Source organism: Streptomyces sp. SUK 48 (assembly GCF_009650765.1).
GTDB lineage: Bacteria > Actinomycetota > Actinomycetes > Streptomycetales > Streptomycetaceae > Streptomyces.
The window spans coordinates 7,316,160-7,329,484 of record NZ_CP045740.1; the positions used below are offsets into that span (position 1 = coordinate 7,316,160).

Below are 13,325 nucleotides of genomic sequence, written 5' to 3' on the forward strand. Positions count from 1 at the left end.
GAAAAAGCCTTCCGTCGTGCGGGCCGGTGCGGCATCCTGCGCCCATGCAGACGGAGCTGAGCGACCAACTGGGCATCGAGCACGCCGTCTTCGGCTTCACGCCGTTCCCCGCCGTCGCCGCGGCCATCAGCCGCGCCGGCGGCTTCGGCGTGCTCGGCGCCGTCCGCTACACCGCCCCCGACGACCTCGGACGCGACCTCGACTGGCTCGACGCGCACACCGACGGCCGCCCCTACGGCCTCGACGTCGTCATGCCCGCCCGCAAGGTCGAGGGCGTCACCGAGACCGACGTCGAGGCCATGATCCCCGAGGCGCACCGGCGGTTCGTGCGCGACACCCTCGCCGCGCACGGGGTCCCCGAACTGCCCCCGGGCGAGACGGCCGGCTGGCGGATCACCGGCTGGATGGAACAGGTCGCCCGGAAGCAGCTGGACGTCGCCTTCGAGCACCCGATCCGGCTGCTGGCCAACGCTCTCGGCTCCCCGCCCGCCGACGTCGTCGCCCGCGCCCATGAGCGGGGCGTGCCCGTCGCCGCGCTCGCGGGCAGCGCCCGGCACGCCCGCAAGCACCAGGACGCGGGCATCGACATCGTGGTGGCCCAGGGCTACGAGGCCGGCGGGCACACCGGGGAGATCGCCACCATGGTGCTCACCCCGGAGGTCGTGGACGCCGTCGCGCCGCTGCCCGTGCTGGCCGCGGGCGGCATCGGCAGCGGGGCGCAGGTCGCCGCCGCCCTCGCTCTCGGCGCCCAGGGCGTCTGGCTCGGCTCCCTCTGGCTGACCACGACGGAGGCCGAGCTGCACTCGCCCGCCCTGACCCGCAAACTGCTCGCCGCCGGATCCGGGGACACCGTCCGCTCCCGCGCCCTGACCGGAAAGCCCGCCCGCCAGCTGCGCACCGCCTGGACCGACGCCTGGGACGACCCGGCGGGGCCCGGCCCGCTGCCCATGCCGCTCCAGGGACTGCTGGTCGCCGAGGCGGTCTCCCGCATCCAGAAGCACGAGGTGGAACCCCTGCTGGGCACGCCCGTCGGGCAGATCGTCGGCCGGATGACCAGCGAACGTGCCGTCCAGGCCGTCCTGGACGACCTCACCCGCGGCTTCGAGCGGGCCGTGGACCGGATCAACCGCATCGCGCGAAGGAGCGGCACATCATGAGCGCACCGGCGACGCCCCCGACCGGCTTCTGGGCCCAGGCCGCCCAGGACCCCGGCCGCACCATCCTGATCGGCCCCGACGGCGAGGAGTGGACCGCGGGGCGCCTCGCCGCCGCCGCCAACCGGCTGGTCCACGGACTGCGCGCGGCCGGCCTGGAGCGCGGCGACGCCTTCGCCGTCGTCCTCCCCAACGGCGCCGAGTTCCTCACCGCCTATCTCGCCGCCACCCAGGCCGGGTTGTACCTCGTCCCGGTCAACCACCACCTGGTCGGCCCCGAGATCGCCTGGATCGTCGCCGACTCCGGCGCCAAGGTGCTGATCGCGCACGAGCGTTACGCCGGCACCGCCCGCGCCGCCGCCGACGAGGCGGGCCTCCCGGACCGGGCACGGTACGCGGTCGGCACCGCGCAGGGCTTCCGGCCGTACCCCGAACTCCTTGCCGGGCAACCGGAGTCGGCGCCCACCGGACGCGAACTCGGCTGGGTCATGAACTACACCTCCGGTACGACCGGACGCCCGCGCGGCATCCGCCGCCCGCTGCCCGGCAGGCCCCCCGAGGAGGCGTATCTGGGCGGTTTCCTCGGCATCTTCGGCATCACGCCGTACGACGGCCAGGTGCACCTCGTCTGCTCGCCGCTCTACCACACGGCCGTCCTCCAGTTCGCGGGCGCTTCCCTGCACATCGGCCACCAAGTGGTGGTGATGGACCGGTGGACCCCCGAGGAGATGCTGCGCCTGATCGACGCCCACCGGTGCACCCACACCCATATGGTCCCGACCCAGTTCCACCGGCTGCTGGCCCTGCCCGAGGAGACCAGGGCCCGCTACGATGTCTCCAGCATGCGGCACGCCATCCACGGCGCCGCGCCCTGCCCCGAGCACGTCAAGCGGGCCATGATCGACTGGTGGGGGACCTGTGTGGAGGAGTACTACGCGGCCAGCGAGGGCGGCGGCGCCTTCGCCACCGCCGAGGACTGGCTGAAGAAGCCCGGCACGGTCGGCAGGGCCTGGCCGATCAGCGAACTCGCGGTCCTCGACGACGACGGCAACCGGCTGCCGCCCGGCCGGCTGGGCACCGTGTACATGAAGATGAGCACCGGCGGCTTCGCCTACCACAAGGACGAGGGCAAGACCCGTGAGAACCGGGTCGGGGACTTCTTCACCGTCGGCGACCTCGGCTACCTCGACGAGGACGGCTGCCTCTTCCTGCGCGACCGCAAGATCGACATGATCATCTCCGGCGGGGTCAACATCTACCCGGCCGAGATCGAGTCCGTGCTGCTCGCCCACCCGGCCGTCGCCGACGCCGCCGCCTTCGGCATCCCGCACGACGACTGGGGCGAGGAGGTCAAGGCCGTCGTGGAACCGGCCCCCGGGCAGCAGCCGGGGCCGGAGCTCGCCGCGTCGATACTCGGTCACTGCGCGGACCGGCTCGCCGGGTTCAAGCGGCCCCGCAGCGTCGACTTCGTCGCCGAACTGCCCCGCGACCCCAACGGAAAGCTCTACAAGCGACGGCTGCGCGACCACTACTGGCAGGGCCGCACCCGCCCGGTCTGACCCGGTACGGTACCGGCCGCTCGACGGCGCGCGCCCGGCCAAAGATCCGGTCCCGCCCCAGTCCTTGACCCGCGCGTTTGGCGGCCGCAAGATCTGCGGTCATGAGCGAGGCACAGGGCGGCACGGCGGGCGGACAGGGCGGCACGGCCGACGGGCAGGGCGGCAGCACGGTCGACGCGATGCTGCGGCGCAGCGCCCGCCGCACCCCCGCGCGCATCGCGCTGGAGTACGGCGAACGCGCCTGGACCTACGGCGAACTGGACGACGCGGTCTCCCGCGCGGCCGCCCTGCTGCTCGCCGAGGGCCTCGCCCCCGGCGACCGGGTCGGCGCCTATGGCCACAACTCGGACGCCTACCTGATCGCCTTCCTCGGCTGCGCCCGCGCGGGCCTGGTCCACGTCCCCGTCAACCACCACCTCACCGGCGACGACCTGGCCTACCTCGTCGCGCAGTCCGGCAGCACCCTGGTGCTCACCGACCCCGGCCTCGCGGACCGGCTCCCGGACGGGGTGCGGTCGCTGCCGCTGCGGGACACCGGGGACTCGCTGCTGGCCCGGCTCGCGGACACGGCGCCGTACGACGGTCCGGGACCGGGCGCCGAGGACCTGGCGCAACTCCTCTACACCTCCGGCACGACCGCGCTGCCCAAGGGCGCGATGATGACCCACCGGGCCCTGGTGCACGAGTACGTGAGCGCGATCACGGCCCTGGACCTGCGCGCGGAGGACCGCCCCGCGCACGCGCTGCCGCTGTACCATTCGGCCCAGCTGCACGTCTTCCTGCTGCCCTATCTCGCGGTCGGCGCCACCAGCGTCGTCCTGGACGCGCCGGACGGGGACCTGCTGTTCGACCTGATCGAGGCGGGCCGCGTGGACAGCGTGTTCGCGCCGCCCACCGTGTGGATCGCCCTGGCCAACCGGCCCGACTTCGCCACCCGCGACCTCGACGGGCTCCGCAAGGCGTACTACGGCGCCTCCATCATGCCCGTACCGGTCCTGGAGCGGCTGCGCGAACGCCTGCCGGACCTCGCCTTCTACAACTGCTTCGGGCAGAGCGAGATCGGCCCGCTCGCGATGGTCCTCGGCCCGGCCGAGCACGCGGAACGGCCGGCCTCCTGCGGGCGGCCCGTGCTGTTCGTGGAGGCCCGGATCGTGGACGCGCAGGGCCGGGAGGTGCCCGACGGCACGAGGGGCGAGATCGTCTACCGCTCACCGCAGCTGTGCGAGGGCTACTGGGGCAAGCCCGAGGAGAGCGCGGAGGCGTTCCGCGACGGCTGGTTCCACTCCGGCGACCTCGCGGTCCGGGACGCGGACGGCTGCCACACCATCGTGGACCGAGTGAAGGACGTCATCAACTCCGGTGGTGTGCTGGTCGCTTCACGGCAGGTCGAGGACGCCCTCTACACCCATGAGGCGGTCGCCGAGGCCGCCGTGGTCGGGCTGCCCGACACCCGCTGGATCGAGGCCGTCACCGCGATCGTCGTACGGCGCGGCGAGGTGACCGAGGAGCAACTCCTCGCGCACGTACGAAAGAAGCTGCCGTCCTTCAAGGCGCCCAAGCGGGTGCTGTTCGTGGACACCCTGCCGCGCAACGCCAGCGGGAAGATCCTCAAGCGCGAACTGCGGGACCGCTTCACACAGGGGTGAGGCCGTCGGCGAGGTCGTCGCCCGCCGGTCGCCGGGCGACGACGTCCGTCCGCTCCGCCGCTCACCCCCGGCCGGTGTCGCGCGGCCGCAGATCGACGATCCGGCGGATCTTGCCGACCGAGCGCTCCAGCGACTCCGGCTCCACGATCTCCACGTCCACCGACACCCCGATGCCGTTCTTCACCGCGGTCACGATCGACCGGGCCGCCGCCTCCCGCATCTCCGGGGTGGCACCGGCGCGCGCCTCGGCCCGCACGGTGAGCGAGTCCATCCGGCCCGTACGGGTCAGCCGCAGCTGGAAGTGCGGGGCCACCCCCGGCGTGCGCAGCACGATCTCCTCGATCTGGGTGGGGAACAGGTTCACCCCGCGCAGGATCACCAGGTCGTCGCTGCGCCCGGAGATCTTCTCCATCCGCCGGAACACCCGCGCCGTGCCGGGCAGCAGCCGGGTCAGATCCCGGGTCCGGTACCGGACGATCGGCATGGCCTCCTTGGTCAGCGAGGTGAACACCAGCTCGCCCCGCTCACCCTCCGGCAGCACCTCGCCGGTGAGGGGATCGACCACCTCCGGATAGAAGTGGTCCTCCCACACGGTCAGCCCGTCCTTGGTCTCCACGCACTCCTGCGCCACTCCGGGACCGACCACCTCCGACAGGCCGTAGATGTCCACGGCGTCGATCGCGAACCGCTCCTCGATCTCCCGCCGCATCTGCTCGGTCCACGGCTCGGCCCCGAAGATCCCCACCCGCAGCGAGGTCGTCCGCGGGTCCACGCCCTGCCGCTCGAACTCGTCCAGCAGCGTCAGCATGTAGGAGGGCGTCACCATGATCACGGACGGTTCCAGATCCTGGATCAGCTGCACCTGCCGCGCCGTCATGCCGCCGGAGGCGGGGACGACCGTACAGCCGAGCCGCTCCGCGCCGTAGTGGGCGCCGAGGCCGCCGGTGAACAGGCCGTACCCGTACGCCACGTGCACCACGTCACCGGCGCGCCCGCCCGCGGCCCGGATGGACCGGGCGACCATGTCCGCCCACATGGACAGATCGTTCTCGGTGTAGCCGACCACGGTCGGGCGGCCGGTGGTGCCGCTGGAGGCGTGCAGCCGGCGGATTTGCTCCCGGGGCACCGCGAACATCCCGTACGGGTAGTTCTCCCGCAGGTCCGCCTTGGTGGTGAAGGGGAAGCGGGCGAGATCCTCCAGCGAACGGCAGTCCTCCGGGCGGATTCCCGCCTTGTCGAACGACTCCCGGTAGAACGGCACCCGTTCGTAGGCGTGCCGCAGCGAGGCGCGCAGCCGCTCCAGCTGAAGTGCCCGCAGCTCCTCGGGGCCGAGCCGTTCGCCCGCGTCCAGCAGCTCCCGCGCGTCCGCCATCGGCACGTCTCCTCACCCAGACATCAATGATCAAGACAGTCCGGATCGTGGCAATCCGGACGACCGATCATTCGGTCGAACTGTTCGGGGCCAGTAATTCAGGCCAAGAGGGTTTTGGACAAGGGGGCTGCGGACATTTGTCGTGCCGCCTGCGGAAACGCCGTGCGGCCGGACGCGCCGCGCCGAGATCATCATGGCCATGCCGACCTTCACCACGGCCGACGGCACCCGCCTCGCCCACCACCTGCGGGGCGAGGGCGAACCCCTCGCCGTCCTCCTGCGCGCCTCCGCCTGTCTCGGGGAGACCTCGGCGGGCTCACCGCGCACCGCCGCCTGGCCCTGCCGGACCTGCGGGGCACCGGCGACTCGGGGGTACCGGCCGACCCGGCGACGTACGCGTGCGACCGCATGAGCGAGAACGTGGAGGACTGGCGCGAGCACCTCGGTCTCGACCGCTTCGACCTGCTCGCCCACTCCGCCGGCGCGGCCCTGGCCATGCTCTACGCGGCCCGCCACCCCCACCGGATCAGGCGCCTGCTGCCGATCACCCCGAACCCCGACGTGTTCCTGCCCTTCTCCCACGGCCGCTGGGACGACACCGCGCGGGCCCACGCGGACGCGGAGCCGGCGCAGACCAACGAGGAGGCCGCCGACCGGTACCTCGCCGAGGGCGCCTGCGCCCCGGACGAGACCCGCGCCGGGTGGCCGCGTGCTTCCCGCACGCCGAGGTCGTCGTCCAGCCGGGTGTCGCGCACTGTCCGTGGCTGGACGACCCGGAGGAGTTCAGGAGGCGGATCGCCGGTTTCCTCGACCGGTGAGCCGGACCCCGTCTCCCGGCCCGTCCTGCTCTTCGAGCCGAATATTCCAAGATTGATAGGCTCCGGACATGACCGACTCCTCCCACGGGCAGAACCCGGTCCCCGGGTTGCCGCTGCACGAACTCGCGGGCTTCACCCACCGCTGGGTCGAGGGGGAAGGCGTCCGGCTCCACGTCGTGGAAGGCGGCCGGCCGGCGGGCCCGACCGTCGTCCTGCTCGCCGGATTCCCGCAGACCTGGTGGGCCTGGCGCGAGGTGATGCTCGCCCTCGCCGAGCGCTTCCACGTGATCGCGGTCGACCTCCCCGGGCAGGGTCACTCCGAGCGCCCGCAGGGCGGTTACGACACGCACACCGTCGCCGCGCGCGTCCAGGCGGCGCTGAGCGCGCTCGACGTGCCGAAGTACTGGCTCGTCGCCCACGACGTCGGGGCCTGGGTCGCCTTCTCGCTGGCCCTGAAGTACGCGGAGCGCCTGCACGGCGTCGCGCTGCTCGACGCCGGCATTCCCGGCATCACCCTCCCGGAATCCGTCCCGCTCGATCCCGAACGGGCCTTCAAGACCTGGCACTTCGCGTTCCACCTGGTGCCCGAACTGCCCGAGACGCTCCTCACCGGTCGCGAACGTGCCTACGTGGACTGGTTCCTGAGGGCCAAGACGCTGTCCCCGGACACGTTCGACGGCGCCGAGATCGACCAGTACGCCGCCGCCCTCGCGGCCGAGGGCGGGCTCCGCGCCTCGCTCGCCTACTACCGTGACGCTCCGAGATCGGCGCGGGCGAACCATGAGGCTCTCGAACGCGGGCGGCTGACCGTCCCGGTCCTCGGAATCTCCAGCTCCCGTGGCTCGATCCCCGACATGGCCGCCTCCATCGGCCCCTGGGCGGAGCACATCACCGGCGTGGTCATCCCCGAGGCCGGCCACTTCATCCCCGACGAGCAGCCCGGCGCGGTCGTGGCGGCGCTGACCGCGTTCATCGATCACGAAGGCGCCGGGTAGTCGGCCACCGCCACCTCCCGCGCCCACCGGTAGTCCGCCTTGCCGCTCGGGGAACGGTGGATGGTGTCGGTGAGGACGAGCTGCCGGGGGATCTTGTATCCGGCCAGCCGGGTACGGCAATGGGTCCGCAGCTCGGACAGCGAGAGGCGGGGCGCGCCCGCGCGCAGCTGCACGACGGCCGCCACATGGTTGCCCCAGGTGGCGTCCGGCACCCCGGCGACCAGGGCGTCGTACACGTCCGGATGCGCCTTGAGGGCCTGTTCGACCTCCTCGGGGTAGACCTTCTCGCCGCCGGTGTTGATGCACTGGGAGCCCCGGCCGAGCACGGTGAGGACGCCGTCCGCGTCGACGGTCGCCATGTCGCCGAGCAGCACCCAGCGCACCCCGTCCCGCTCGAAGAAGGTCTCGGCGGTTTTGCGCGGGTCGTTGTAGTAGCCGAGCGGGACATGCCCGCACTGCGCGACCCGGCCGGTCTCACCCGGGGCGACCGGCTCACGGGTCGCCGGATCGACCACCCGGGTACGGGAGTTGACCCGCAGCCGGAAGCCGCGTTCGGGCCCGGAGTCCTCCGTCGCCGTGCCGTTGAAACCGGACTCGGAGGAGCCGAAGTTGTTCAGCAGCACGGCGTTCGGGACCAGTTCGGCGAACTGCCGGCGCACCGTCTCCGACATGATCGCGCCGGACGAGGAGACGCTGAACAGCGCCGAGCAGTCGGTGCCCCTCAGGGGCCCGTTCAGCGCGTCGATCAGCGGGCGCAGCATCGCGTCGCCGACCAGGGACATGCTGGTGACCCTCTCCCGCTCGACCGTGCGCAGCACCTCCTCGGGCACGAACCTGCGGTGCAGCACGACGCGCTGGCCGAAGTTGAAGCCGATGAAGGCGGTGAGCGTCGAGGTGCCGTGCATCAGCGGGGGAGTGGGGAAGAAGGTGATGCCGCTGCCGCCCGCGGCGACCCGCTCGGCCAGCTCCTCGGGGGCCTTGACCGGCTCACCCGTCGGCGCGCCCCCGCCGAGCCCCGCGAAGAACAGGTCCTCCTGGCGCCACATCACCCCCTTCGGCATACCGGTCGTGCCACCGGTGTAGATGATGAACTGGTCGTCCCCGGACCGCTCCCCGAAGCCGCGCTCCGGCGAACCGGACGCCTCGGCGCGCGCGAAGTCCGCCGCCGTACCGATCCCCGCCGGGCCGGGCCCGACCCGCAGCAGCCGCCGCAGCCCCGGCACGCGCGGCACCGCCGCGCCCACCCGGTCCTCGAACTCCGCGTCGTAGACCAGCGCCACCAGATCCGCGTCCCGGTAGAGGTACACCAACTCCTCTTCGACATAGCGGTAGTTGACGTTCACCGGAACGATCCGCGCCTTCAGGCAGGCCAGCACCGTCTGCACGTACTCGACACCGTTGTACAGATGCAGGCCCAGATGCTCCCCGGGGCGTATCCCGCTGTCGGCGAGATGGTGCGCGAGGCGGTTGGCCGCCGCGTCCAGCTCGGCGTACGTCAGCCGGCGCTCCGCACCCGTGCCGGGATGGTCGAGGTACACGAGCGCCTCGCGGTCCGGCACCGCGTCGGCCACCGACTCGAACAGGTCGGCAAGGTTGTACTCCACCGCTCCTCCTGACCCCGTCGGTCCGTCCGGTCCTCAGCAGAGCAAAGCCCGCCGCAAGTGGGAAGGCCCTGGAACAAAAGAAACTGACGAAACGTCAGAAAACCCTTGAAGTGCCCGGCCGTCTCCTGCAACCTGTTCCCGTTCTCACCGAACCGAGGGGAGAGGCCCATGGGCGGGACGGAACACCTCACCGTGCGACGCGAGGGCGCCACCCTGGTGCTCACGCTCGACCGGCCCGAAGCCAGGAACGCGCTGTCGCTGCCGATGCTCGTCGGCCTCTACGACGGCTGGCTGGAGGCCGACGCGGACGACACGGTCCGCTCGATCGTGCTCACCGGCGCCGGCGGCTCCTTCTCCTCCGGCATGGACCTGAAGGCGCTGGCCGGCGACGGCATGCGCGGCCAGGCGCACCGCGACCGGCTCAAGGACGACCCCGACCTGCACTGGAAGGCGATGCTGCGCCACCACCGCCCCCGCAAACCGGTGATCGCCGCCGTCGAGGGGTACTGCGTCGCGGGCGGCACCGAGATCCTCCAGGGCACCGACATCCGGGTCGCCGGCGAGTCCGCCACCTTCGGCCTGTTCGAGGTCCGGCGCGGACTCTTCCCGATCGGCGGCTCCACGGTCCGCCTGCAACGCCAGATCCCGCGCACCCACGCGCTGGAGATGCTGCTCACCGGCCGCCCCTACAGCGCCCGGGAGGCCGCGGACATCGGCCTGATCGGCCATGTCGTGCCCGACGGCACCGCCCTCGACCGGGCACTGGAGATCGCCGGGCGGATCAACGCGTGCGGCCCGCTCGCCGTCGAGGCCGTGAAGGCGTCCGTGTACGAGAGCGCCGAGCTGACCGAGACCGAGGGCCTCGCCGCCGAACTCGCCCGCGGATGGCCGATCTTCGCCACCGCCGACGCCAAGGAGGGCGCCCGCGCCTTCGCGGAGAAACGGCCCCCCGACTACCAGCGCGCCTGATCCGAGGAGCCCCGATGCCCGACGTCCTCAAAGCACCACTCGTCGTCGAATTCCCCTTCACCCGCTCCCTCGGCCCCGTCCAGCGCGCCTTCTTCACCGGCCTGCGCGAACGCGTCCTGCTCGGCGCGCGCACCACCGCCGGACGCGTCCTCGTGCCGCCCGCCGAGTACGACCCCGACACCGCCGAGGAACTCCGCGACCTGGTGCCCGTCGCCACCACCGGCACGGTCACCACCTGGGCCTGGAACCCCGCCCCCCGGCCCGGCCAGCCCCTCGCCACCCCCTTCGCCTGGGCCCTGGTCCGCCTCGACGGCGCCGACACCGCCCTGCTGGGCGCCCTCGACGCCCCGGGCCCCGACGCGGTGCGCACCGGCCTGCGGGTACGCGTCCGCTGGGCCGCCGAACGCACCGGCGCCATCACCGACATCGCCTGCTTCGAGCCGTACGACGGCCCCCCGGCGCAACCCGCCCCGCACCCGGGGGAGTTCGAGAACCCGGTCACCGGCATCGTGGCCCACGCCCGGCTCGACTACACCTACACACCCGGCCGCGCCCAGTCCGACCACCTGAACGCGCTGGCCGGGCGCAGGATCGTCGGCGAACGCTGCCCCTCCTGCCGCAAGGTCTACGTCCCGCCCCGCGGCGCCTGCCCCACCTGCGGCGTCGCCACCACCGAACACGTCGAGGTGGGCCCGCGCGGCACCGTCACCACCTTCTGCGTCGTCAACATCAAGGCCCGCAACCTCGACATCGAGGTGCCCTACGTCTACGCGCACATCGCCCTCGACGGCGCCGACCTCGCCCTGCACGCCCGGATCGCCGGCATCCCCTACGACCAGGTGCGGATGGGCCTGCGCGTGGAACCGGTGTGGACCGAGGACGCCCGGCACCCCGACCACTACCGCCCCACCGGCGAACCCGACGCCGACTACGACACCTACAAGGAGCTGCTGTGAACCGGCCGATCGCGGTCGTCGCCTTCGCCCAGAGCGATCACCGGCGCAGCACGGACGAACTGTCCGAGGTCGAGATGCTGATGCCGGTCCTGCACGAGGTCCTCGCGCGAACCGGCCTGCGGACCGCCGACATCGGCTTCACCTGCTCCGGCTCCAGCGACTACCTCGCCGGGCGCGCCTTCTCCTTCACCATGACCCTCGACGGGGTGGGCGCCTGGCCGCCGATCTCCGAGTCCCATGTGGAGATGGACGGCGCCTTCGCCCTGTACGAGGCATGGTCCAAGCTGCTCACCGGGGACGCCGACACCGCCCTCGTCTACGCGTACGGCAAGTCCTCGCCCGGCTCGCCGCGCGATGTGCTCACCCGGCAGCTCGACCCCTACTACCTCGCCCCGCTGTGGCCCGACTCCGTGGCCCTCGCCGCACTCCAGGCGCAGGCCCTGCTCGACGCCGGCGACACCGACGAGGACGCCCTCGCCGCCATCGGTGCCCGCAGCCGCGCCGCCGCCACCGCCAACCCGCACGCCCAGCTGCGCGGCCCGGTGCCGCGCGGCGATCACCTCGTGCGGCCCCTGCGCACCGGCGACTGCCCGCCCATCGGCGACGGCGCCGCCGCCGTGATCCTCGCCGCCGGCGACCGGGCCCGGCGGCTGTGCGCGCGGCCCGCCTGGATCCGGGGCCTGGACCACCGCATCGAGCCCCACTCCCTCGGCGCCCGCGACCTCACCGACTCACCCTCCACGCGGCTCGCCGCCGAACGGGCCGGAGCCTTCGAACGACCCGTGGACACGGCCGAGTTGCACGCCCCCTTCAGCTCCCAGGAAGTCGTCCTGCGCAAGGCGCTGCGCCTCGGCGACGAGGTGTGCGTCAACCCCTCCGGCGGGGCCCTCGCCGCCAACCCCGTCATGGCCGCCGGACTCATCCGCATCGGCGAGGCCGCCGCCCGCATCCACCGGGGCGCGTCCGACCGCGCCCTCGCACACGCCACCTCCGGCCCCTGCCTCCAGCAGAACCTGGTCGCCGTACTCGAAGGGGATCCCCGATGAGCAAGGAGTGCGTGGCCGTCGTCGGCATCGGCCAGAGCAAGCACGCGGCCGCCCGCCGCGACGTCTCGCTCGCCGGGCTCGTCCGTGAAGCCGCCCAACGGGCCCTGGACGACGCTGAACTGGGTTGGGCCGACATCGACGCCGTGGTCATCGGCAAGGCGCCCGACTTCTTCGAGGGCGTGATGATGCCCGAGCTGTACCTCGCCGACGCGCTCGGCGCCGTCGGCAAACCCGTACTGCGCGTGCACACCGCGGGCTCCGTCGGCGGCTCCACCGCACTGGTCGCCGCGAACCTCGTGGCCGCCCGGCTGCACAAAACCGTCCTCACCGTCGCCTTCGAGAAGCAGTCCGAGTCCAACGCCATGTGGGGACTGTCCCTGCCGATCCCCTTCCAGCAGCCCCTGCTCGCCGGCGCGGGCGGCTTCTTCGCCCCGCATGTGCGCGCCTACATGCGGCGCAGCGGCGCCCCCGACACCGTCGGCGCGCTGGTCGCCCACAAGGACCGGCGCAACGCCCTCAAGAACCCCTACGCCCACCTGCACGAACACGACATCACCCTGGAGAAGGTGATGGCGGCGCCCATGCTCTGGGACCCCGTCCGCTACTCCGAGACCTGCCCCTCCTCCGACGGCGCCTGCGCCATGGTCCTCACCGACCGCGCCGGAGCCGCCCGCGCGCCCCGCCCGCCCGCCTGGCTGCTCGGCGGCGCCATGCGCAGCGAACCCACCCTGTTCGCGGGCAAGGACTTCGTCTCCCCCGGGCCGGCCGGGACTGCGCCGCCGACGTCTACCGGCAGGCCGGGATCACCGACCCGCGCCGGGACATCGACGCCGTCGAGATGTACGTGCCGTTCTCCTGGTACGAGCCCATGTGGCTGGAGAACCTGGGCTTCGCCGAGGAGGGCGAGGGCTGGAAGCTCACCGAGGCCGGGGTGACCGCGCTCGACGGCGACCTCCCCGTCAACATGTCGGGCGGGGTGCTCTCCACCAACCCCATCGGCGCCTCCGGCATGCTCCGCTTCGCCGAGGCCGCCCTCCAGGTGCGCGGCCAGGCCGGGGAGCACCAGGTGCCCGGGGCCAGGAAGGCGCTCGGGCACGCGTACGGCGGCGGATCGCAGTTCTTCGCCATGTGGCTGGTCGGCGCCGAACCGCCGGAGCGCTGAAGGTCCTCCCCACGTGGGCTGTTGGGCACCGGGAGCGGTCGCTA

Annotated in this window: 9 protein-coding genes and 2 pseudogenes; 9 read left to right on the top strand and 2 right to left on the bottom strand. The window is 72.7% G+C overall.

The window, feature by feature from the left end; genetic code table 11:
• Positions 1-44 precede the first annotated feature (44 nt).
• The 3 genes from GHR20_RS32430 to GHR20_RS32440 all read left to right on the top strand — a co-directional run bounded on the left by GHR20_RS32430 (position 45) and on the right by GHR20_RS32440 (position 4,359).
• Positions 45-1,157 (top strand): nitronate monooxygenase, encoded by a 1,113-nt coding sequence (locus GHR20_RS32430; RefSeq protein WP_153815202.1) that lies wholly within the window; start codon positions 45-47, stop codon positions 1,155-1,157.
• Entirely contained in the window at positions 1,154-2,713 is a 1,560-nt protein-coding gene (locus GHR20_RS32435) for an acyl-CoA synthetase (RefSeq protein WP_153815203.1), read from the top strand. Before GHR20_RS32430 ends, GHR20_RS32435 begins: the two co-directional genes overlap by 4 nt.
• A gap of 101 nt (positions 2,714-2,814) precedes the next feature.
• On the top strand, positions 2,815-4,359 hold the full coding sequence (locus tag GHR20_RS32440) for a fatty acyl-CoA synthetase (protein WP_153815204.1): 1,545 nt from the start codon (positions 2,815-2,817) through the stop codon (positions 4,357-4,359).
• A gap of 61 nt (positions 4,360-4,420) precedes the next feature.
• On the opposite strand, the gene paaK is transcribed toward GHR20_RS32440, so the two are convergent.
• Complete coding sequence (gene paaK, locus GHR20_RS32445) at positions 4,421-5,731, bottom strand: phenylacetate--CoA ligase PaaK (RefSeq protein ID WP_153815205.1); 1,311 nt, start codon at positions 5,729-5,731, stop codon at positions 4,421-4,423.
• A 199-nt stretch (positions 5,732-5,930) separates the two neighbouring features.
• On the opposite strand from paaK, the pseudogene GHR20_RS32450 reads away from it, so the two are divergent.
• Positions 5,931-6,549: pseudogene (locus tag GHR20_RS32450) on the top strand (alpha/beta hydrolase).
• Positions 6,550-6,617: 68 nt separating this feature from the next.
• Positions 6,618-7,544: an alpha/beta hydrolase gene (locus GHR20_RS32455; protein ID WP_153815206.1), complete on the top strand. Its 927-nt coding sequence runs from the start codon at positions 6,618-6,620 to the stop codon at positions 7,542-7,544.
• Here the strand turns inward: GHR20_RS32455 and GHR20_RS32460 are convergent.
• A complete protein-coding gene (locus tag GHR20_RS32460; protein WP_153815207.1) occupies positions 7,526-9,148 on the bottom strand; it encodes an acyl-CoA synthetase in 1,623 nt (540 codons plus the stop codon). The two genes, GHR20_RS32455 and GHR20_RS32460, sit on opposite strands and share 19 nt — an antisense overlap.
• A gap of 168 nt (positions 9,149-9,316) precedes the next feature.
• Between GHR20_RS32460 and GHR20_RS32465 the strand changes: the two genes are divergently transcribed.
• The 4 genes and pseudogenes from GHR20_RS32465 (at position 9,317) to GHR20_RS32480 (ending at position 13,281) form a co-directional block, all read left to right on the top strand.
• Positions 9,317-10,117, top strand: a complete 801-nt coding sequence (locus tag GHR20_RS32465; protein WP_153815208.1) for a crotonase/enoyl-CoA hydratase family protein — start codon at positions 9,317-9,319, stop codon at positions 10,115-10,117.
• A gap of 14 nt (positions 10,118-10,131) precedes the next feature.
• On the top strand, positions 10,132-11,073 hold the full coding sequence (locus GHR20_RS32470) for an OB-fold nucleic acid binding domain-containing protein (RefSeq protein ID WP_153815209.1): 942 nt from the start codon (positions 10,132-10,134) through the stop codon (positions 11,071-11,073).
• Positions 11,070-12,119, top strand: coding sequence for a thiolase domain-containing protein (locus GHR20_RS32475; RefSeq protein WP_148025946.1), 1,050 nt, complete (start codon positions 11,070-11,072; stop codon positions 12,117-12,119). Before GHR20_RS32470 ends, GHR20_RS32475 begins: the two co-directional genes overlap by 4 nt.
• A pseudogene (locus GHR20_RS32480) lies at positions 12,116-13,281 on the top strand (thiolase domain-containing protein). Before GHR20_RS32475 ends, GHR20_RS32480 begins: the two are co-directional and overlap by 4 nt.
• Positions 13,282-13,325 lie beyond the last annotated feature (44 nt).